Genomic DNA, 21,385 nt, shown 5'->3' on the forward strand with positions numbered 1-21,385 from the left:
TTGGCTTCGCTGAGTGGACCTTTAATACTTTTTTGAACCTTGAGTTCATTAAAAATACACACAAGAACAATACCTTATTGCTTAGCGTAAAAATAAATCAAGAGCAAAGCCATAGCGAAGACTTGCTATAGTACTTTTAAAATGGTTGTTGTCAATTCGGTGCATCAAAAGAAAGTCTAAAACATCACCAATATATAAAAGGGGAGCAAGCATTGATCGGAACCCGAACAAATCCACATTACTCTCGCTTGCTACGATCCAATATAAAATTTTTAGGTGATGCCCAAAAAGATTGTTGTGAATTGTTTTCTTTTGGGGTTTCTAGCGGGTAGCTACGATTTTCGACAATCCGATTTTTACCTCGTCATGTTCAGGTATTTTTTTAGGGCCGTGAAAAATATTGCTCCTCGATTTATTCAAAGTAAATGGAATAGGTAATTCTGTTTGGGAGCTATTTAGTGTAGTTAAAATTTTAATGGCCTGACTCTGGGTAAAGTTTTTAAATAATTGAGTGTTAATAAAGACAATAGCCCTTTTCTCAATGATAGGATATTCTTTCTTAAATTCGATAGCACCTCGGAGCATTAAGGTTAGAGTTTCCCTTTTATAAATACTAAAATAAATGTTTTTTATTTTATTGTGGCTCTCATGGAGCTGGGTACATGCATTATTAAAATCAATGATAGCTTTTGGGATTTTATTATTTTGCCTAAGTCTTTTATATTGTCTTTTCGTGGGTACAATGCTTTGTTCTGCTAGTATTTTTAAAGAATAAGCATAATTGCTATTTTCATTACTTGCGTATTTTTCAGCGGGTGCATCTTTTTGCTGATTTCTTGGGGGAAGTAATAGTTTTTGAAGTTGGTTTTCCAGTATATCCAAAGTGGGCCTTTGTTCTGGTTTGGGGTCTAGACATAATTGAATGAGACGTTTGATATCTGGGGATGGCTTTAATACAGATTGCATCATAGAACCTAGAGCATAAACATCCATGCTTTTTTTGGCAAGTGTCGGTGTGTGTGACCAGCATTCTGGGGCAATTTGCGGATATTTCATTTTTTTTGATATCCGCTCTTCGTTAGTGCCTACCAAAAAGATATCAGGATCGAGTGGTTTATTTTCTTTTACAGAAATCCCTCCGTCAAGCAAATAACTTTTACCAGAGCTCATATCATAATGGATATTATCCGCTTTTAAATCCAGCACAATATATCCCTTATTATGACAATCTTTTAATGCCGCAATCGCAGAAATGAAAAGTTTTATTTGTTGGCTTTTGTTCATAAAACTCAGCTTCTCATAGGGTATGCCAACAATATAAGGAAGCACCAGGCGATAAGTATCCTCTTGTTCTATTAATGCAATATTCTGTCTGGGGTAAAGAGTTTTGAAAAAGTTATATTTATTATAAACTTCTTTAAAATCAATATCATCCTGATCCTTAGGCTTAAGTACTGCGCGTGCTCGTTGGCCATCAGCGGATTGAAATTTTCTGGCATTGGCGTACGTCCCAGAACCAATGTTTTTTTCTGGATAATATTCTGTTTCTCCTTCACTTTCGTAACAGGATTCTTCAGAATTATTATCATCTTGGAATTTATAGTGTTTTGGCATAATCCTTTGCCCTTCTTTTCTGAATTCCCTAATCAATTCTGCTTATTTTATAGAGTAAAGTCCATTAAGTGACAAAAAAATACTCTAATTTTTTTCATCGAACCCAGGCAAATTATTTCGGGATGGTTCAAAAACCAGTTCTTGCCCGACGTTTCTTCTTTCCCAAAAAACGAATAGGCTAAATTCATCATTGTTTTTTAAGGATGCCTTTTCGAGAATACTAGGTAGTACAAACCTCTCTGTATTAAATCAGAGGGTATCGATTAATTCGACATGTAAATGAGATTTTAAAATCATCAGTGCAATGCGTGATTGTGAATTGAATTTGTTGGGGGCGAATGGCCCTGAGGGATTGTCAGTTTTCATTTTAAATTTCTCTACATACCGCTTAAATTTCTCTACGTACCGCGCTTTATGCGCGGTATCCAGAACGATATTTTAAGATGCCGCTGAACATTTCTACAGCAAGATTTCCTGGATACCGCGCATAAAACGCGGTACGCAGGAGAAAAAATTAGTGGAGGTTTCTCATCAAAATACTGGCGATACCTCAGGTCATCTGAACCCCAAAAAATTAAAACTCAGCCCTCCAATTACAGTTCTTCATAAATCAGTACTTTTTGGAGTGCCAGATGTTTCAGAACATGCTCATTAACCTCAATTCCAAGACCTGGTTTTTTAAAAGGTACTCTCATGCCCTGAATATAAGGAGACTGAGTAAAAATGGGGGTTTTTAAATCCTGAAATAAGAATAAATCACTATCTAAATCGGTAAAGGCGATATTGGGCATTGATGCGGCAAAATGAATCCCTGCTGCAATGCTTAAAGGTCCTTCCATCATACTGCCAACCATTACTTTTAATCCCGCCTCATGGGCTCTTTGCGCCAGCAGCCTTGCCTTCCAAATTCCACCTGCTTTTTGGATCTTGATATTAACGCCATTTACAGCGTTCATACGAATCAATTCGTCTAACTCATCCATGCCCACCATGCTCTCATCAGCATAAATAGTGATCCCTTCAAGCTGGCTTTTAATGTCAACTAATCCTTGATAATCATGCTTTGCCACGGGTTGCTCAATCGCAATAACCGTTCCCAAAATCGATTGTATTTCTTTTAAAACTTCAATTGCTTGATGTGAGTCTTTAAAGGATTGATTTGGATCGATGACATAAGCCACTTTTTCGGCAAATACGTCTTTAATTACTCTTGCAATTTCAGGACTAATTTTATCATTATCCAGTTTAATCTTAATTAAGTGCACTTGAGGATGATTTTGAAGAATACTCAACGCATACTCTTTAGTTTCTTTTAAACCTAAGACCGGTATAGTCAAGCTATTAGGTGAAAGATTCTTCTCATTACCAAAAAGCCCATATACAGGTTTATTTTTGATCTTACCTAGTAAGTCGTGAAAGGCGCTGTCCACAGCAGCAGCCGCATGAAAACTGTTCATATTGTCTTGGAGGAGCTTATAAAAAACTTGTGGCGCGTCGTTAGGATTGATCGCGTAACGTTGAAACTCGCGTAACTGAGAAACCACATAATCATAAGTTTCCCCAGTAGAAAGTGCAAACGGCGCTGCTTCACCAATACCAATAAAATCATCATAGTGAAGTTGAACTAAAATAGTTTCTAAATGAGTCCAGGTATGTGTTGCAATAGAAAATGGTTGCGGCAATTTATATTTAAGCCGGTACATTTTTAATGAAGCTAAATCCATATACAGCACTCCTTATAAGAAATACTATAAAGACACTCAATAGTGGTTATAACACAATATTATAGACTTCCTTTAAGAGAACGCGTTGATGTGTAGGCGCGCATCATTCAGCAAGCGTGCCTGACAATTTTTCAATTAAAAAAAAGCCTTATTCCAATCCTTTGCTTAAGCTAGATTTGGGAGGCGTTTGATTTTCTTTCTCATCATGAATCTTAAAAAAAGATGTTGTAGCTCTTCTTAGTTTCCTTGTATCTGTATCTTTTCTTCCTTCGGGGAGTATAAATGAATTATTTTTTTTAAGAACAGGCCTATCCTGATCTACACCTTTTTTTCCGAAGAATCGTTCCAATAGACCAGGTGCTTTTTCTTTGGGTGGCATTTGCTGCGGCGTATGCGTTAGACGCGGGGAATGAGTTGGGCTGTATTCTGATGGTTCTGAAATGGTCTCAGTTCGCTCTCGACCTGTATTGTTAGAAAGTGGTAGTTCGTCTTCCTCAGATTTATCATACAACGTTACAGTGTCCTTTTTTGTATCGCATAAAATTAATAAGTCGTTACACTGTTTCTTGATATTTTTATTTTCTATAGTACTTAACAAGTGTATCGTACTTGCATATTCAGAGAAATTAACCCCATCAATACGCTGTATAAGATTATTTTTAATATCCTCCAATATCCCTCTTGCTGCACTTTCAATTACCAATTTGCCTTTTTGCGACGTAACACCCATTAATTTAGTAACAAAAACCCGCAGCGCATTTTGTAGTTTTCCTTCATTAACGCCTTCACCAAGATTTCGGTATCCTTTTCCTTGCCTTGCACTATTAATGACAGCAGCTAAACTGCTTACTGCTTCTTCTTTTTTCGACCCTTTTTTCATTTGTACTATTTGGGCGATGTGAGTTTCCAGGCCCCTTTCCAAGGTTCTCATCTCATCATTAAAATCAAAATAAATAGTTCCCTTTTCTGGGTTACTTTCTGAGCCTAAAAAATGTTCCAGCGTATTCCAGGCATTATTAATTATCGTAGCAAACACAGCAACTTTAGCAGTCAAGAGGTTTCTTCTTACTAAGATTTCAGCACGTTCAGATTCAGTCAATTCACCTGCGAAATCATCAGTAATTTTTTTGTTTTTTCTGCTTAGCCAACTTTGTTGTATTCTATAAATTATGGCGCTGGCGATTTGATCATGTACCTTTTGGATTTCTTTACTTATCTCTTCTTCTGTTGCCCCGTCATTTTCAGACTTAACCCGCTGTGCTATTAATTGCACTTGCCTTTCCCAAAAGATATGCCATGCTTTACTCTCTTGAATAGGCTCGAAAAAAGATTTATAAAAAGCTGCTTTGGTATGCCTTAGGTTAGTTTCATTCACTCGCGGCTGCCATTTATCGAAGAGTTCGCCAAATGATTCGAGTACTTTATCCCCACATAATATTTCTAACAGCTCCGTAGGTTCTTTTATCTGAATATTTGCCAGGGATGGGGTAAAAAATAACCTTCCATTTAATTTATTTAACAGTTCACCTACATCTTTACCACTAGCTGGTGTGAATTTCAGAGCATCTGATACATACTCTAAATATTCGACTATCATCTCAGCAGCCTTTTTCATTGCAAGCTCCCTACTTTTAGTTCATGTTGTTTTATAGTTGGCGCCATAGTATCAGTTTATTCCAGCAAAAGGGAGCAATCTCTGCCCCAAACCAGACCAACCTATCCAAGATAAAAATGATTTGAGGAAACTTAAATTCATTCCAGGATTTACTACGAGACGCATTTGGTTTTATACCATGATTGACAAGTGTTTCTGCTGCTTTGGGATGCACACTTCCAGTCGGAGCGCTACCTGCACTGAAAGCCAGATAGCGTCCATTGGAGTAATAATTGGTCATAGCTTCAGCCATAATAGACCGACAGGAATTACCAGTACAAAGAAATAATAATCTTATCGGTTGGGTATTCATCAGCCACAACATCCAGTTGTTTTTGTATCACAGCCAGCGGTTGCTGTGCTTTTTTCTGGTATGCAACAAGAGCTTTCTGTTGTCTAGGGATAGTATCTTTGGATGCCCTAATTATTAATACAAAGCTTAATAATCGAAAGAAAGATTTTCATGGAGGACATTGCAACAATTTTTCTTATTTAAGAAAATAACTTTATATGTCTCTTAAAAGATCAACTAATAAATTGATTGAATTAGCAAGAGCTATTTGTTCTTCCACAGTTAAAACCTGAAGGTTCTCGTTCAATCTATTATGCAGAAGATAAGGAGCAGCAGAAACAAACTCTTTTCCTTTTCCTGTAATATCAATATAAATAATGCGACGATCGTGAATATCACGTGTTCGATTAACAAATTGTTTTTCTTCTAGACGGTCAATTACCCCTACAATAGTGCTCATTGATAAATAAATTTTTTTTGAAAGAGCAGATATGGTCACTCTTCCATTTTCATAAATTTCATACAAACAGACTATTTGAGGAACAGTTATACCATAGCATTTGTTTAATCTTCTGGAGTGATAATCCATCTGCTGCATAATTTTTCGTAAGGCAAGAATGATGCTTTTGGAGCGCTGCTCTGACTGTTGAGCAGTTGTTATTTTGTCGTCAGGCGATTTTTTATCGATATCACTCATGGAGGATTCTATACCTATTAACGGTTGCAATGAACTAATTTACCTATTACCATGACAAATACTTTGTGTACAAATCATATCAACTGATATAGATCTTTAAGGGCATTAACTATTGTATCCAAGTATTCAATATAACTATAGAAGTATCCTCAAAAATAATATTGGAATTAATTTTCAATACACCAATCACTTTAGTAATGCTCGAGTATCATCAACAAAGGGAGGATTATCGAATGGATAATCAAATTAACAAACTCTTAAAATCAACCAAGAATGCTTCGCAATCGAGCTGCGCTCCAACAGAAGAAGAAATTTATTTTAATAGTAATGGAGTATTAACATTAGGAGTAGAAATTGAGCTGCAGCTCATTGACTCTAAAAACTATAATTTATGCTCAAGAGCAACTGATGTACTTAATGCTACAGCCCATCTAGAAAAAATTAAACAAGAGTTTTATTTAAGTACTATAGAAGTGAATACAGATAAATGCATCACTGCTCAGGAAGTTGAAGATGATCTTTATAAAACACTCGCTTCATTACAACTGGCAACAAAGGATTTGGGTATTTTATTTTCCACAACCGGCTCCCACCCGTTCTCTAAATACTCCGATTGGGTAGTCTCTCCTACGACTCGTTATCAAGAGCTCATTGATCGTAATCAATGGCTTACCCGACGTATGAGTGTATATGGCTTACATGTTCACATTGGCATGTCCAGTGGTGAAGACTGCATTCGGTTCAACAATTTTTTTATGTATTTTTTGCCTCATTTATTAGCGCTGTCTTCAAGCTCTCCATTTTGGCAAGGAATCGATACAGGGCTTGCTTCTTGTAGACCAACTACGTATGAAGCGTTACCAACTGCAGGACAACCCTATCATGTCCGAACATGGCAAGATTTTGAGCATCTATATAAGTCATTAAAATTATGCGGTTCGATTAAATCACTTAAAGACTTATGGTGGGATTTAAGACCAAGTCCTGGTTTTGGAACATTAGAAATTCGTGTTTGTGATGGAGCAGCCACTTTATCAGAGACTCTTGCTTTAGTTGCCTTGATTCATACACTTGCCCATTGGTTTGCTGATAATGGAAGTTGGCTTGAATCAGTCGCCTATCCTCCTTATTGGCTTTCTCGTGAAAACAAATGGAGAGCCATTCGTTATGGTTTGGATGCTGAACTAGTAATGAATACTGAAGGTAAAACCAAATTGATGCGCGAAGACATCCATGAATGGTTTGAGAAATTAAAACCATATATCAAACAATTGAACTATCAAACTTATTTTTCTACTCTTAAAATGATTATGAATTCGGGTACTAGTTCCGAACGTCAACGCAAGGTATTTGCCCAAAATCGTTGTCTTAAAGATATTGTGAAGCACAACGTAAGCGAATTTTTACTTCAAACTCCTTTATACAGACGTGAATCTATTATTCCATACCCTTGATGGGGGTTAATCACTATTTAATAAAAACTAATTCGAGGAAGATCTTAATGAAGCAAGTAACCTATAAATCAAAAAAATTGGGCGAAATAATCATTAAAAGCAAATCCAATCAGTATACAATTCTTTCGAACAGGTTGGAGGCGAGATCCCTTAACCAAGATGAATCGTTTTTTTTAGTCGATAAATACACTCATCTTTTAGAGAATCCTGAAAATACACGGTTGTTTGGTGCCGGGGGCCCCTGGACGCCTTCAGCAGTAGAAGAATTCATCCAAGATGAAAAGAAATGTTGGAACTCCGGTAACAAGTTCTCTGTGTTTTCAATTTACCTTCCTGCTACTCAAGAGTTTATTGGTTATCTTCATATAAAACATTCTTTGAAAGATTTCTCGAATGTAGGAATTGGTCATCCCAATGTTGGGGAGATCATTTACATTATTGATCAAGCGTTTTGGGGAAAGGGCTATGGAACTGAAATCGCAATCTTAGGAAAAAAATTTATTAAACACATTATTTCTGAAAGTGCCAATGAAACCTTAGAAAAGAGTATTAAAGAAATTGTTGCTACAGCGCATCCCTCCAATGAAGGCTCAAAAAAAATTTTACAAAAAACACTGAAAAATCAGGACCCACACGAATTTACTAAATTTAATGGGCAGCCGCGCCTATTATTTTTTAAACCCTTAAAAACCGATGTTACCTTGGTAGATGAATCGAACGCGTTAACAGCAAAATTATAAAAAGGAGGGTTTATGTGTGGTATTGCTGGTGAATTCCAATTCAATAAAAAGAATATTTCTCTTTTAAATCTAGAAAAGGCTTTGCTTAAGCAGTTCAACCGTGGCCCTGATGATGGTCAAATATACCTTACGAAAGGCATGGCGCTTGGACATAGAAGGCTGAAAATATTTGACCTGTCTCATCGTGGAATGCAACCTATGGTCGATTCGGATTTAGGTCTGGCATTGGTTTTTAATGGAGCAATCTATAATTTTGTGGCGTTACGTGAAGAATTAAAATCTAAAGGATACTCTTTTATTTCAAATAGTGATACCGAAGTACTTCTCAAAGCCTATCATGCCTGGGGGAAGGATTGTGTGCATCGTTTTTCTGGTATGTTTGCTTTTGCAATCTGGGAACAAGATACGGGTAAATTGATACTTGCCCGTGATCGTCTAGGCATTAAACCTCTTTATTATAGCGCAGATGCAAATTATGGATTTAAATTCGCATCCACCTTACCTGCATTAATTGAATTTAGTGATATCGATACATCAATTGATAAAATTGCACTTCATTATTATCTTACATTTCATGCAGTCCCTGAGCCACTTACTATTTTATCTGGTGTAAAAAAACTTCCTCCAGGCTCTATAATGACTATTCATCCTGAGGGTAAAATTGAAGAAGAGGTTTATTGGGACTTAAATTTTGATAATACAAAAACAGATCATTATCGTAATGAACATTATTGGATAAAAGAAACCTACGAAGTATTAAAATCAGTAACGCAACGCCAATTAGCAGCAGACGTTCCTGTTGGTATTCTACTTTCTGGAGGGTTGGATTCTTCATTACTTGTGGCGATGGCTTCCAAACTCGGACATGAAGAAATGCAAACATTCTCTATTGGGTTTGATGGTTTAAATGGAGAGCAAGGTGATGAATTCTTCTACTCGAATCTAATTGCTTCAAAATTTAATACACAGCATCAGCAAATGTTTATTTCAAATAAGCAGTTAGCTTATTCATTAGGAAATTGTATTTCTGCAATGTCAGAACCTATGTTGAGTCATGACAATATTGGCTTTTATCTTCTTTCTCATGAGGTATCCAAACATGTTAAAGTAGTTCTTTCAGGCCAAGGCGCAGACGAGATTTTTGCGGGTTATCATTGGTTTCAAAATATACATGTAAATCAAGCTTTACCCTCACAATCAGCGCAAATCATTTTTAACAAGGTAGCTGATCGTTCTTTTAAAGAATATCAGCAACTGGTAATGCCAGACTTCCAAACGACATTTCATGCTTCGGATTTTTTAGTTAAGCTGTGTGAAAGAAATAATTCTAAAAACCCAATTGATAATTTACTTAAATATGAAAGTACCTTTGCATTAGCAAATGGCCCTTTAAGCCGAGTTGATAATATGACAATGGCAGCAAGCCTCGAAGCAAGAGTACCTTTTTTGGATGAAAAGATGCTCCAACTTGCAACTTCTATGCCCCTTCAATATAAATTGCCCCAAAGAGGTAAATATATTTTAAAACAGCTTGGAAGAAAAATGCTTCCTAAACCAATTGTAGATCGCCCTAAAGGATATTTTCCTGTTCCAGCGTTGAAATATTTAGAGGGGAGTACTTTGGAGTTAATGCGTGAGGTACTTTCTCCTGAAAACATAAAACAAAGAGGTATTTTTAATTTACAAGCGGTTCAAAACTTATTTACAAACTCAGCAAAGAATTTTACGCCTTCTGGAATTTCTAAGCTGTGGCAAATTGGTTTGCTTGAGTATTGGCTGCAACAACATAATTTATAACCCTACATACAATAAGGAGGTGTCGTTTAGCCTATAAAGCGACATTGCAGACATTATTAATATTAATACTTTTCAGATGTGGACTGTTGAAGGAATTTTGAAAAAACCAAATAAACACCATTCGTCCAACCAAACCCAATTTCATTGGTAGCATAACTGTATTTAATTTTGTTATCTGTACGGGTGCTTAATGTATTAACATCATATTTTTCAAAAATCGCGTGATTCTTTTGAAACCCTCTATTTACGGTATTAATGAATTTACTAGCTACTTCAATTGCAAACTTTTTGTAGCCATATTTTTCAAGACCAAGCACAGTAAAATATTGCATTGGAGCCCATCCAAAAGGAGCATCCCATTGTAATCCAGAGTTATTAACGCTTGTTACAATTCCCCCTCTCTTTAATAAATCGGGTAGATGTCTCACTACTTCTGCAGCCTGTTCTTTTGAGGCAATACCAGCCCACAAAGGATAAAAAGTGGTGGCAAACGGATAAAACTTTCGTTGTTTCTTTTTAAAGTCGTAGTCCAAATAATAACCTGTAGGCTCATCCCATAAATAGCGATTTATATTACTAATCCGAATTTTGGCTCGATTTTGCCATTTCATAGCCTCTTGAGAATCACCTAATATCTCATAGATTTCCTGTGTATCGCGCTCCATTTGATATAACAATACATTTAAATCTACGGGAGCATAATCTAATATTCCAATACCAAAAGGCCCATATTTTGCGGTAATATCAAAACCAGACTCACGTATTGTACGATCAGCAATATAAAAAAAACTGGTTAACTTATTATTTTGGTTGTCATAAAAGCGCGTCTTGTCATAATCAACTATTGAATGGGTTTTAAAATAATTTAATACTTTTTCATAATATAATGGTGATTCTTCGGGTGTGCGTCCTTTTCCAGCCGAGTAATATCGAGATAAGCCAATGTTAGGTATTGCATGAGGCGGAGATGTCCAAAAATGGTATAATTTTTTAATTGCGGGCAAAGTAGATTTTAACCAAAGTTTATCAGAATCTTCTTGATAATAAGCCAATATCATTTCCGTTAAGACAGGTGGCTGTGTTCTCCCTAAATAATAGGTGCGGTTAGCATTTAGAATGGTCCCATAATTTATTACTTCATAAATTAAATTATCCACCATACCCTTTGCAAGGGTAAATCGATTATTTTTGAGAAGCCCCAATTCAATAAAAAAGCTGTCCCAAGCATACATCTCATTAAACCGACCTCCAGGGACTACATAGGGGTATGGCAAAAAAAGCAGGCCATGTTTTTTTATTTGAGTATAATCTTTAGGTAAATACTTAAACTTAATTTCGGTTAACTTTATATTTTTTTGCCTAACTGCTTCTATATTTTCATCTTTTGGTAAATACACTATCAATTCATCGATTGATAATTTTGGATCCACACTGGATTGAACCCAATTATCACGTGTTAATAAATCCCAGCTTTTATTAATATATTGGGTGACTTGTAAGTTAATATTATCAACTTCACTAGAAAATGCATTTTGCAAAAGAAAAATCAATATTAATAAAGACTTATATAAATATTGACCTTTTAAAACTATGCGCAATTTTATATCCTTATGTATTACATTCCAAACTTGCTAATCTTATTACGTTATATTTAGTTTATTAGTTGTAACGTGAAAGCAGACTTGCATCTATTTCAAATCAAGTTGCCAGCAATATATTGTCAATCATACCCAATGGTACCAATACAAATAATTGAAGAAATGAAATGGTCCCATCAACTTAAAATACGATATCCTAATGTGCCAAAATAGAACTAAGCATTTAAGACTCAATATAAATAGTACAATATTGAGTATTGATTTAGCAAAAATATATTTCAGCCGATTGTGGTTCGTGACCGATGTGAAAGAGATTTGGCTAATTTCTGACGTTATTGCGAATTAGCTAAAAATTGGGGAATATAGTTTCTTCATTGGCCTTGTTTTTTTAAATATAACTTCCGGTTGCCATGAAATAAAACCACTATAATCATATAATCAAGAGAAAAGGGAGTTTAACCATGTTTATCGAGCAATTTTATGATGAAGGACTCGCACATCTATCTTATATGATTGGTGATGAAGACAAAGCAATCGTAATCGATCCTCATCAGGATGTAGGAGATTACCTTGACCTTGCGCTTAGGAAAAAGGTAAAAATAACACATATTTTTGAAACACATCGAAATGAAGATTATGTTATTGGCTCGTGCTCGCTAGCCAAGAAAACCAACGCAAAAATTTATCATGGTAACCAGTTGAATTTTAAATATGGTTCCTCGGTTAAGGAAAATGATGAATTTCAATTTTTAAATATTCTAATTAAAGTCTTAGAAACACCAGGACATACGCCTGAAAGCATTTCTCTAGTTCTTTACGATACGGCCTCTAGTGATTCACCCTTTGCTGTATTTACAGGGGATACTTTATTCGTAGGAGCCGTAGGTCGTACTGATTTATGGAAGTCTCGTAAAGAAGCCGCTGGATTCCTTTATGATAGTATTTACCAAAAGCTTTTGCCGCTCGGCGATCATGTTTTAATCTATCCTGCTCATGGTGCTGGTTCAGTGTGTGGGGAAGGGATAGGGACACATAATTTCTCTACGATAGGCTATGAAAAAAGTTATAATAAATCGTTACAAAACCTGAGCAAAGAAGAGTTTATAAAAGCTCAATGTCACAGGAAATTTGACCATCCACCCTATTTCGAGGAAATGGAAAAAAGAAATCTACAGGGGCCTGAAATATTAAATGCTGTTCCACACCCAAGCCGATTAAAAGTTGAAGAAGTGGCAAAAAATAAGTCGGCTCAAATTGTTGATGTTCGGCCACCTGAAGCGTATGCCGGTGTCTCAATACCAAATAGCATAGCAATCCCGCATGATATGATCTCAAAATTTGCTGGATGGTTTTTAGATTATGGAAAGGACATCATTTTAATTGCTGAAAACGAAGAAGATATGGAATCAGCAGTCATTCAGCTTATTCGTTTGGGTTATACAGGAATAAAAGGCTGGTTGCCTGGTATCCATGCTTGGGAAATAACAGGCAAAGAATATTGGCATTTCCCAGTTGTGCACGCACAGGAAATTAAAAAACGTCTCGCGAAAAATAAGCAATTCATACTTCTTGATGTGCGCGCGGACAATGAATGGAACGAAGGGCATTTACCTGGTGCAAAACATATCTTCATAGGTGATTTACCAGAACATATAAAAGAATTGCCCGAAGATACAGTGATTACAACTTTTTGCGGTAGTGGCAGCAGAGCTACGATTGCTGCTTCTTTATTAAAGCAAAGAAACTTTAACCACGTGGAAATTTGCTTCGGTTCCATGGCTGCTTGTAAAGCAATCGGATGCCCAATTGAATAAATTAGATTCCATAAGGTGACAAAGAGAGATGAATTTACTTTTTTGGATAATCAAATATCAGCCAATAAATGAAAGATCCTAACAACATTCCAATTACAAAATAAAGCGGATCCATATTAAATGTGGATAGTGCAGTTATGGATGGTCCTGGACAGTAACCCGTTGCTCCCCAGCCTATGCCAAAGAGCTGCCAAAAACAAGTTGTTTTGCTTATTTTCGTTTTTTCTGGAATGTAAAAAGTTTCAGCCAATTTGAGCTTTTTCGCCTGAAGAACAATTTTGTATCCAATAAAAGTTGTTAGTACAGCAGACACCATAACTATAAGTAACGTTGGATCCCATGGTCCAAAAAAATCTAAAATCTTGTAGGGATGAGTAGACTTTTTTCACCGGGTTGCCCCAAATAAACGGAACTGTCAAAAACATGCACCGCAGGAGGGTTAAGTAGGCCATAACGCGGGTACAATTCAGTGAACAACGGCGTTTCGTTTGGCCGCATGTAAATTAGAGGGTCAGAAGCATTGGCAGAGGCAGTGACAAATACAAACAATAAAAAAATCCTAGGCTTTAATATTGCCTTCAAAAAATTCGCTCTAAGCATCAACCAATCTCCTATAAATTAGCTCCTTTTACACATGGTTACAATTAGACCACCTAGGGTCAAGCTTTTTATTTATTAGATCGACACCAACTATTTTTACTTTATCTGCAACGTCGAACCGTTGCAGATATCGGCTAGCTGCAGTCCCGAAAGCGGGGGGCATGCCTTGAATTTTGAATCATCAATGTAATCTTCAAGCCCTGACCCCATGAAGCTCTATTCTTTTATTAATGCTTCAAGGATGATTGGATCTGGGTTAACATAGAGCAATCACCTGATGAAGGAAGCATTGATATGGGTAATAAATTATTGGTTTTATTGATGGGAATTGTTTCTATTGCTTGCCATGCGGCTGGTGGGTATCCCTGTACCCCAAACAATGTCAAAGAAATAAATCACGCAATTAAGAATTATATCGTCAAAACCGCTATATCTTCAAAAGAAGTGACTATTTCCGCAAAAAAATGTGTGGGAAACTACGCTTATGCGGAAGTGGCCCCCAATAAACCCATTACTGATACTGCTATGGTATATTTGCATAAAGAAGGTAAAGGCTGGAAGGTTATGAATTGGGGGACAAGTTTTGATGAAACGTTCTTAGCTAAATTGCCTAAAGAATTGCGAAATCCTTAAATTGCCATGCCCGCATCAAAAAATTGCTACAGCTACTGTTTTTAGTACGAACTTGGTCGATTTGAGTGATGAACAACTTCCGATACATATAGGCAAACAACAAGCGCTACACGTGCTTGTTGAACTACGTAATTACCAATGCATGGAATTATAAAAAGCTATATGCTAAATTGTGTGAATTTCCCTCCAAGAATCATTCTATCATGACTCGATTTTTTAAAATGAATCCCCAGAAAACAAAGCTTGAGGAATGTGATAATCCTGAGAGTGCGGAATTTATAGAAATTTATTGGAATTGGGAAGCTTTTGCCGTTCCAATGGTGTTAGGGTTAGAGGAGGCTGTAAGAAGGTTTAATAATCGGTTTAAGGTTGATGATGATTCTTACTCCGTGATCAGTCCGTCAACTTGGTTTGCGTTATTCGAGCACAATGCAAAATATTGCCTGCCTCAAGAAGCAGAGCTACTGTCTAAAGCAACCTTAGCTATGCGTCCATCCTAGATAGATTAAGAGCTCATATTTTTTTTGGGCACTGCCTCACTGCATTGATGTTTCTTTTTTACCAGCAAGTGTAGCCTTGATAAAGGTAGCGTAATCAAGGTTTATATATTTAAATCTATGGATTCAATTTGCTAATCAAGGCGTTGTCTCAAAAGCAAAATATTGCGTCACTTCCTTAAGCGGCTTCCCGAATGCAGCTGAAGGTGCGGTAATTTGCAATATGGCCGCTAATGTAGGAGCTATATCCGTAGTTTTGGTTAAATTCATGAGCCGTTTAGGTTGAAATGCTGGATGAGCAAATAATAAAGGAACATAACTATCATATTGCCAAGGGGAGCCGTGATCGACATCTGTTTGATCGGGGACAAGGGTATTGGGGGGAAAAACAAGGTAAAGATCACCTACTCGATTTAGAAAAACCATCCTGTTTACTTTATCACTTAACCAATCTTGAGATGTAGACTTTACAGGTAAACTATAGGCTTGAAAAATACCTTTTTGTTGACGTAAAACATTAAGCAACACGTTACTCACATCTTGATAAGCAACACGCTGCTCATCAATGAGGGCTTGGTTAAGATAAATGTAAGGTAACTCAATGGATTGGATAGTCTCTTCGGGTAAATTAAATTTTTCTGCTAAAGTATTTGCAATGAGTATGCGTAGGTCTTTAAGCGTTAAAGGGGAAGCGGTCTTAAAATGATTGGCTTTTAAGTAAGGAGAGGAATTAGCTACTCCATGATCGGCAGTTAAAACAATTAAAGTATTTTTAAGACCGACTTGCTTATCAACTGCTTGCAGAAGTTTTGCCATAGTATTATCAAGACGGATTAAATTATCTTCTGACTCCAGGCTGTTAGGACCAAATTCATGTCCCACTCCATCTACTGCCGAAAAACTGATAGCCAAATAATCTGTTTGCTTATTATTGGTACCGAGCTTTTCTTCTTGTAGTAATTTTATAGCAAAATCGGCAGTTAATTCATCAATCTTTGGCATTGCTTCTAAAATTTCAAAATAACGAGGATCAGTAGGTTCTCCTGTATGATGAGGAAAGTTTTGTTGAAATTCTTTAAAGCGATAACTCGTTATTTTATTACTTAAAGACCAGGTTTCTTTTTGGGGGGAATAATGTTTATTCCAGTCGACAACCCAGCTTGGATAAGCGGAATAATAATAGGAGCTGGTAATAAATCCCCCATTTTTTTGATCAAACCAAAATGCTTTACCTGCATGACCCGCTAAAGTAATGGCAGCGCGATCTTTATACGAAATGCCAAAAGCACGTCCTTTTTTGGCTAATACGATCTCATCACTTAATGTTGAGGCCATTAAGTTCTGAGGAGAACGGCCTGACATGGGTTTTTTCGTGTGAATGGTGGGGAGAATTTGACTCTTTAAGTCTTTTACACAATATTCTGTTTTTTGAGTTTCTCGATTAAACCAACTATTTGCTATGATGCCGTGGAAAACCGGATCCGTACCGGTAGCCAGGGTAGCATGGCCAACACAGGTTACTGTATTCGCATGAGCATGATAAGTATTTTGAAAATTTATCCCATGAGCAAAAAGATAATTAAAGCCATTGGCACTAAATTTATCTTGATATTGTTGGAGCAAATCGCCACGCAATTGATCAATAACCACCTGTATAACGAGCAAAGGTGGGCTGGCATTTGCCAATAAACTGGTTAATGAGAGGAGTAAACTCATTATTTTTTTCATCACTAAATCCCTTTACCAACATTCTCTATACTAGGATCTGTTGACAATTTATCAAAAACACCCTACGTGCCGCGCTTTATGCGCGGTATCCAGAAGATCTCAAGATATAAGAGAATATTTGTTCCATGAAAAGGGACGTAGGTGTGGGAATGAATGGTAAACACACCCTAAAAATCCCTTTAAAAAAAGCGAGAGTATCATTTTGTTATAGAGACAACAAGTTTTGATTTTACTAATATTTTTCATACTTATGATTAGGTCTGTTGACCCTAGGCTTGGAAAAAAATAATCAACACATTATGATAAATGCCGTTCCACCTAATATTACTCAAGGCAAAAAATAATGAAGGATCTGGTTGAAAAAAAGGATTTTTTTAATTCCATAAGTATCGAAGAAAGTCTCTCTGACCAATTAGAGAGGCAATCAACACGGTTAAATGCTTTGGATTTGCAACGCGGTTTCATTATGTTATTGATGTCCTTTTCACATTTCCGGGATTATTTTCAACCACTTTATTACGTTAATAATGACTGGAATATATCACCTGTCTGGCGTGGCACCAATTGGGTTGATTTAATTCAGCAAATGTTTATTTCCACAGTAGTTGCCGGTGGATTTTATATGATGATGGGAATAGGAGTTTATTTACTTTGGCAGAATCGAATTCGCAATGGAGCCTCCGCAAAACAAGTATTTTACTATCTGCTTAAGCGAGGTGGATTGTTAATCGTGTTGCAGCTTACTTTATTACAGGCTTTTGAAATAGTGAGCTTCGGAAGAATTTATTTTTATGTGGGTGTTTTGTTAACTCTAGGGATCTGTATGATCGTCGCCGCAGGCTGCATGTGGTTAACTCAAACTTTAAAATCAGTGCCACAATTAAAAAATTGGTCTTGGGAGTACTGCATTCCTTTGTTATTTATTGTAATTATTCCATTAAATATGCAGTTATATCTTGGAACTTATCATTCTGATTCTCAAGTTTCTTTGCTTCCCGCTTTCTTTTTTATTAGCGGAGAATATCATTTTGGATTGGATGTCGATATTAATTTCACGCCCATACCTTGGTTTCCTGCAGTAGCCTTTGGGTTAATGATAGGTCATCTGTTGCAAACAAAAGGAAAAGACGCCTATAAGACAATTGGCCAAATTGCCGTGGTACTGCTTGGTGTATGGTTTACTTTGCGTACTGGAAATTTATTGGGTTGGTTTTCTTTTGGTGATTACAAGCCGATTGCGAGCACAGATGCCATAACATGGGCTTCTTATTTTTGTCTCTCAAAATATCCACCAAGTTTCGAGTATTTTTTATGGTCATGTGGCTTAAATCTTTTGGGTATACTGGCATGGCATAAAGCAGAGTTTTTTTCCCCAAGATTAATAGAGTTTGCGCAACCGTTAAAAGTATTTGGTCAATGCGCCTTGTTTTTCTATATGATGCACTGGTTTGTATTTTATGGATTATCCTTGTTCTTTCAAGATAGCTCTTCCACTCCTGTTGTCATCAGCTGTTGGTTATTGGGGATAGTTATTCTTTATCTGTCATGTATAAGGTATCGTAAATTCAAGTTACAAAAGCCGAAAAATTCTTTATGGCGTATGTTTTAAATTGCCTTGATGAAGCGTAGCATAATCAAGGCTACACTTGCTGATAATATTTTCTTACGTTGAATAATCCTGATTGCAAGCAAGGCTTTCCAGGTTTATATATCTCCAATGAAGCAGCACGCTATTTTGGGATATTGAGTTAAATAAGCTTATTCGCTTAAGATAACTATTTAGCAGTATTAAAATACCAAACGTTTATTGTTCAACAAGTGGATTTATAATGCAATCAGAAGAAATATCAAATGAAGAGAAGCCAATCCTCTCTGATAAAGAACTACATGCTCAAGCTCATCAGTATATAAGCGAATTTAATCAACTGATTTTTCAAAATCTTCCCTCCGTAATGTCACAGATTATTGAACGGGAAGTTTGGAAAAAAAGAAATAATCCCTATAAAAATTTTGGGGAGTATGCCCTTGATAAATCACCAGAAGGCCTGGGTATTACTAACAATGAGATGTTGTGGTTATTGCGGTCTGCTATGGATATAAATACGCAGCATGTAGCTCAATGGGGTGATGTTCTTAGTATGGTGGATAACAGTGTCAGGGTATATGCAAAGGAAAATAAAATTTCTATTAAAGATTTGAATAATGACCTTAGGGAGCAAGATAATACGAATCCTAATCTGTATCAGGAAAACAATATTACGTATTTACCCTCTCGTTCCAGATCGATTGATGGGCAACTTTTGAAGTTAAAAAAGAAAGATCCTCTAGCCTATGAAAATGTGATACAGGGAAAAATAAATATAAACGATGCTTGGGTCAAAGTTCCCAGAAAACAACAACAGCCTATTGAAACAATTAAAAATAAATTTTTTAACTTGTCTAAATCAGAGCGTGAAACTTTTTTGGAGTGGCTTGAACAAGAAAAAGAGAACCTTCTAAGTTAGAATTCGCACAAGGCGCCGAGTACTGCAATTTTGCGAAGGAAAAATCGGATAATATTTTTTCTGTTAAAATTTCTCTACATACTATGCTTTATGCTCGGTATCCAGAACGATCTTTTAAGATACTGCTGAGTTTCTCTAAAGCAAGACCCCTGGATACCGCACTAAAACGCGGTACCTAGGCGAAAAAATTTATTGGAGGCTCTTGTAAAAAAGTGACGCTCCTCAGGTCATTTGGGACCCAACAACTTAAAAGTGATTGCAAGGACACTCCGCACTCATACTTTAATGACCATGCAATCCAATGCCAGAGCAATGCTTTGCCCGCCTCCAATACATCATTTATGGCCAGCAGGAACTCAACACTGTTCCTTCATCTAAAGTAGGGCTACAATTGGGCTTAAGAATATCCTCGTCACTCGAGCTCGTATCAAAAAATCTTAGCCCACCTTGCCTCATTTTAGAGTTATCAGGTTTGGGAGATTTTTCTGATTTGGGTAATAGAGTATTTTGAAGTGTATCTGGAGTATGGCTTTGATTCATTTTTTCTATCAATGGCTTCTCCATCAGTGAAGATTGAGTGGATTTTTTTCTTTGAAAAACGGTAGGCCAAGTAAACGCTATCGATACGAATACTAAAACGATGGGAGACAATATTGCCATGGTAATGGTTAATGCAAGTTGTGCCCCTATTGCTTCTCCCAGCGTTTCGCCAATATGAATTCCGCTTCGGATTCCACCGGCAACAGAATATGCAAGAGAATCACCTATCAAAGCAAATAATTTGAGCATATTGAGGGCTCCATGCTTTATTTTTTGTGCTTTTGTTTGGTTTTCTTCCGGTGGTTGATATATTGATTCAAATTTTTCTTTCAGATCGACATAGGTTTTCGGGTTAAAGACTTTATATACTTGTGAAAAAGTATTAACAACCATCGTTGTCGAAGTACATATCATAGCAATAAAATGTGCTAAAAGAGTATCAGGAGTCACCCCTAAAGCATTAAAAAGCTTATTAACCCCTGATACAGTAGTAAACCAAGTTAGCGTCGCATAAACAGCTAAAAAGATTGTACTTACGGCTCCTAATAAGACACATCGCAAAAGACCATAGGGTTTTTTATAATCTTCAATAAAAAGATTTTTAAATTTTGCATAATTTTCACGTATGCCTACAGCTTGAAACGAATAAAAAGAAATCGCTGCAATCACAGATAACCCAATCGTAACTGCCAAAACCAGAGGGTTAGAGATGAGCAGACCTGCCCCCAAAAAAGTGAGAAGGCCTACGAGACCAGCATATCCAGAAATGCCCGCAGAAATACATGCCAACAAGGTCACGATGCCAAAAAATAATTTCTGTCCTCTATCGACTATCGTTTTTTCTTTTTCATTTTCTTCAAGGGTCTGGAATGTTTTTTGTTTACTGGGTTGAAAGCCAGCACTATCCAGCATTGCTTTCCCCCGACTTAATAAACACACTATTCCGTTACAAAAGGAAAGAACTATTGAAAAAGCGAGGCTAGCCCCAAAGGGAGCTCCTAAAGTACTTAATAATCCCAGGCAAAAAACCATACACAGAGCCATGGAGGTAACGACTTTGCCAGTGACTAATGGCACTCCTTTAAGTAACCTATTTCTATTTTGATCTGGGGTTCTTGTAAATTCCTGGCCATTGCTTGAGTAGGTAGAAATTTGTAAGACCTCTTGCTTCGATAATCTTTTCCCACCCGAAAGTATTTCTCCCCACTTAAAAGTTAGGAAACTCCAAAAAAAATGGGAAAAAGGGCGGATAAGGATATCTGTTATTCGCAAATCGCCATTGAGAATGGCTTGTTGAACTATTTTCGATTCCTTATCAGTAAATTGATATTGGTTGAACGAAGCAACAATCCAATCTTTTTGAGTACGAAATTTTCTTTCTAAAACCTTTAAGATTTTAGAATGCTTATGATTCGTGATAACGATCTGATCTTGAGCTAATAGATTTATTATTTCTATCATTGCGATAAATTCCTTCTAATGCAAAATGATGAAGCTTA

General features: G+C 36.5%; 17 protein-coding genes. 8 read left to right on the top strand and 9 right to left on the bottom strand.

Annotation, left to right across the window (positions count from 1 at the left end; genetic code table 11):
* Nucleotides 1–321: 321 nt before the first annotated feature.
* From FOLKNPGA_RS02570 to FOLKNPGA_RS02590, 5 genes are all read right to left on the bottom strand, one after another.
* Nucleotides 322–1,614 carry a protein kinase family protein gene (locus FOLKNPGA_RS02570; RefSeq protein ID WP_182351618.1) on the bottom strand — a complete coding sequence of 431 codons (1,293 nt, stop codon included), beginning with the start codon at nucleotides 1,612–1,614 and terminating at the stop codon, nucleotides 322–324.
* A gap of 593 nt (nucleotides 1,615–2,207) precedes the next feature.
* The gene (locus FOLKNPGA_RS02575; protein WP_182351619.1) at nucleotides 2,208–3,338 is read right to left on the bottom strand and encodes a mandelate racemase/muconate lactonizing enzyme family protein; all 1,131 of its coding nucleotides are present in this window, start codon (nucleotides 3,336–3,338) and stop codon (nucleotides 2,208–2,210) included.
* A gap of 148 nt (nucleotides 3,339–3,486) precedes the next feature.
* A complete protein-coding gene (locus FOLKNPGA_RS02580; RefSeq protein WP_182351620.1) occupies nucleotides 3,487–4,953 on the bottom strand; it encodes a hypothetical protein in 1,467 nt (488 codons plus the stop codon).
* Between the two features lie 31 nt (nucleotides 4,954–4,984).
* Entirely contained in the window at nucleotides 4,985–5,233 is a 249-nt protein-coding gene (locus tag FOLKNPGA_RS02585) for a hypothetical protein (protein WP_370529175.1), read from the bottom strand.
* A 265-nt stretch (nucleotides 5,234–5,498) separates the two neighbouring features.
* A complete protein-coding gene (locus FOLKNPGA_RS02590) occupies nucleotides 5,499–5,981 on the bottom strand; it encodes a MarR family winged helix-turn-helix transcriptional regulator (RefSeq protein WP_182351622.1) in 483 nt (160 codons plus the stop codon).
* A 233-nt stretch (nucleotides 5,982–6,214) separates the two neighbouring features.
* On the opposite strand from FOLKNPGA_RS02590, the gene FOLKNPGA_RS02595 reads away from it, so the two are divergent.
* From FOLKNPGA_RS02595 to FOLKNPGA_RS02605, 3 genes are read left to right on the top strand one after another with little or no spacing between them, the layout of a single operon-like run.
* Nucleotides 6,215–7,435, top strand: a complete 1,221-nt coding sequence (locus FOLKNPGA_RS02595) for a YbdK family carboxylate-amine ligase (RefSeq protein ID WP_182351623.1) — start codon at nucleotides 6,215–6,217, stop codon at nucleotides 7,433–7,435.
* 47 nt (nucleotides 7,436–7,482) lie between these two features.
* A complete protein-coding gene (locus FOLKNPGA_RS02600) occupies nucleotides 7,483–8,175 on the top strand; it encodes a GNAT family N-acetyltransferase (RefSeq protein ID WP_182351624.1) in 693 nt (230 codons plus the stop codon).
* 12 nt (nucleotides 8,176–8,187) lie between these two features.
* Entirely contained in the window at nucleotides 8,188–9,972 is a 1,785-nt protein-coding gene (locus FOLKNPGA_RS02605) for an N-acetylglutaminylglutamine amidotransferase (RefSeq protein ID WP_182351625.1), read from the top strand.
* A gap of 62 nt (nucleotides 9,973–10,034) precedes the next feature.
* Here the strand turns inward: FOLKNPGA_RS02605 and FOLKNPGA_RS02610 are convergent, their stop codons facing one another.
* Nucleotides 10,035–11,564: a trehalase family glycosidase gene (locus FOLKNPGA_RS02610; protein WP_370529198.1), complete on the bottom strand. Its 1,530-nt coding sequence runs from the start codon at nucleotides 11,562–11,564 to the stop codon at nucleotides 10,035–10,037.
* A 467-nt stretch (nucleotides 11,565–12,031) separates the two neighbouring features.
* Here FOLKNPGA_RS02610 and FOLKNPGA_RS02615 point away from each other — a divergent pair, with 467 nt between their 5' ends.
* Nucleotides 12,032–13,384, top strand: coding sequence for a rhodanese-like domain-containing protein (locus FOLKNPGA_RS02615; RefSeq protein WP_182351626.1), 1,353 nt, complete (start codon nucleotides 12,032–12,034; stop codon nucleotides 13,382–13,384).
* Nucleotides 13,385–13,418: 34 nt separating this feature from the next.
* Here the strand turns inward: FOLKNPGA_RS02615 and FOLKNPGA_RS19160 are convergent, their stop codons facing one another.
* Complete coding sequence (locus tag FOLKNPGA_RS19160; RefSeq protein WP_370529176.1) at nucleotides 13,419–13,700, bottom strand: DUF6691 family protein; 282 nt, start codon at nucleotides 13,698–13,700, stop codon at nucleotides 13,419–13,421.
* Between the two features lie 578 nt (nucleotides 13,701–14,278).
* Between FOLKNPGA_RS19160 and FOLKNPGA_RS02620 the strand changes: the two genes are divergently transcribed.
* Both FOLKNPGA_RS02620 and FOLKNPGA_RS02625 read left to right on the top strand, forming a co-directional pair.
* The gene (locus tag FOLKNPGA_RS02620; protein WP_182351627.1) at nucleotides 14,279–14,617 is read left to right on the top strand and encodes a hypothetical protein; all 339 of its coding nucleotides are present in this window, start codon (nucleotides 14,279–14,281) and stop codon (nucleotides 14,615–14,617) included.
* Nucleotides 14,618–14,820: 203 nt separating this feature from the next.
* Complete coding sequence (locus FOLKNPGA_RS02625; protein WP_182351628.1) at nucleotides 14,821–15,117, top strand: hypothetical protein; 297 nt, start codon at nucleotides 14,821–14,823, stop codon at nucleotides 15,115–15,117.
* Between the two features lie 135 nt (nucleotides 15,118–15,252).
* On the opposite strand, the gene FOLKNPGA_RS02630 is transcribed toward FOLKNPGA_RS02625, so the two are convergent.
* On the bottom strand, nucleotides 15,253–16,842 hold the full coding sequence (locus FOLKNPGA_RS02630) for an alkaline phosphatase family protein (RefSeq protein WP_182351629.1): 1,590 nt from the start codon (nucleotides 16,840–16,842) through the stop codon (nucleotides 15,253–15,255).
* Nucleotides 16,843–17,185: 343 nt separating this feature from the next.
* Between FOLKNPGA_RS02630 and FOLKNPGA_RS02635 the strand changes: the two genes are divergently transcribed.
* Nucleotides 17,186–18,451, top strand: coding sequence for a heparan-alpha-glucosaminide N-acetyltransferase domain-containing protein (locus FOLKNPGA_RS02635; RefSeq protein WP_182351630.1), 1,266 nt, complete (start codon nucleotides 17,186–17,188; stop codon nucleotides 18,449–18,451).
* A 220-nt stretch (nucleotides 18,452–18,671) separates the two neighbouring features.
* Nucleotides 18,672–19,346, top strand: a complete 675-nt coding sequence (locus tag FOLKNPGA_RS02640) for a hypothetical protein (protein WP_182351631.1) — start codon at nucleotides 18,672–18,674, stop codon at nucleotides 19,344–19,346.
* 339 nt (nucleotides 19,347–19,685) lie between these two features.
* Here the strand turns inward: FOLKNPGA_RS02640 and FOLKNPGA_RS02645 are convergent, their stop codons facing one another.
* The gene (locus FOLKNPGA_RS02645; RefSeq protein WP_182351632.1) at nucleotides 19,686–21,347 is read right to left on the bottom strand and encodes a hypothetical protein; all 1,662 of its coding nucleotides are present in this window, start codon (nucleotides 21,345–21,347) and stop codon (nucleotides 19,686–19,688) included.
* Nucleotides 21,348–21,385: the final 38 nt, after the last annotated feature.

This window comes from Legionella sp. PC1000, assembly GCF_014109805.1.
Taxonomy (GTDB): domain Bacteria; phylum Pseudomonadota; class Gammaproteobacteria; order Legionellales; family Legionellaceae; genus Legionella; species Legionella resiliens.

Coding starts and splice junctions, on each gene's coding strand:
- FOLKNPGA_RS02630 (WP_182351629.1), bottom strand. CDS start 16,842: ATGAAAAAAATAATGAGTTTACTCCTCTCATTAACCAGTTTATTGGCA.
- FOLKNPGA_RS19160 (WP_370529176.1), bottom strand. CDS start 13,700: ATGGTGTCTGCTGTACTAACAACTTTTATTGGATACAAAATTGTTCTT.
- FOLKNPGA_RS02635 (WP_182351630.1), top strand. CDS start 17,186: ATGAAGGATCTGGTTGAAAAAAAGGATTTTTTTAATTCCATAAGTATC.
- FOLKNPGA_RS02615 (WP_182351626.1), top strand. CDS start 12,032: ATGTTTATCGAGCAATTTTATGATGAAGGACTCGCACATCTATCTTAT.
- FOLKNPGA_RS02585 (WP_370529175.1), bottom strand. CDS start 5,233: ATGACCAATTATTACTCCAATGGACGCTATCTGGCTTTCAGTGCAGGT.
- FOLKNPGA_RS02600 (WP_182351624.1), top strand. CDS start 7,483: ATGAAGCAAGTAACCTATAAATCAAAAAAATTGGGCGAAATAATCATT.
- FOLKNPGA_RS02625 (WP_182351628.1), top strand. CDS start 14,821: ATGACTCGATTTTTTAAAATGAATCCCCAGAAAACAAAGCTTGAGGAA.
- FOLKNPGA_RS02575 (WP_182351619.1), bottom strand. CDS start 3,338: ATGGATTTAGCTTCATTAAAAATGTACCGGCTTAAATATAAATTGCCG.
- FOLKNPGA_RS02580 (WP_182351620.1), bottom strand. CDS start 4,953: ATGAAAAAGGCTGCTGAGATGATAGTCGAATATTTAGAGTATGTATCA.
- FOLKNPGA_RS02640 (WP_182351631.1), top strand. CDS start 18,672: ATGCAATCAGAAGAAATATCAAATGAAGAGAAGCCAATCCTCTCTGAT.
- FOLKNPGA_RS02620 (WP_182351627.1), top strand. CDS start 14,279: ATGGGTAATAAATTATTGGTTTTATTGATGGGAATTGTTTCTATTGCT.
- FOLKNPGA_RS02645 (WP_182351632.1), bottom strand. CDS start 21,347: ATGATAGAAATAATAAATCTATTAGCTCAAGATCAGATCGTTATCACG.
- FOLKNPGA_RS02605 (WP_182351625.1), top strand. CDS start 8,188: ATGTGTGGTATTGCTGGTGAATTCCAATTCAATAAAAAGAATATTTCT.
- FOLKNPGA_RS02595 (WP_182351623.1), top strand. CDS start 6,215: ATGGATAATCAAATTAACAAACTCTTAAAATCAACCAAGAATGCTTCG.
- FOLKNPGA_RS02590 (WP_182351622.1), bottom strand. CDS start 5,981: ATGAGTGATATCGATAAAAAATCGCCTGACGACAAAATAACAACTGCT.
- FOLKNPGA_RS02570 (WP_182351618.1), bottom strand. CDS start 1,614: ATGCCAAAACACTATAAATTCCAAGATGATAATAATTCTGAAGAATCC.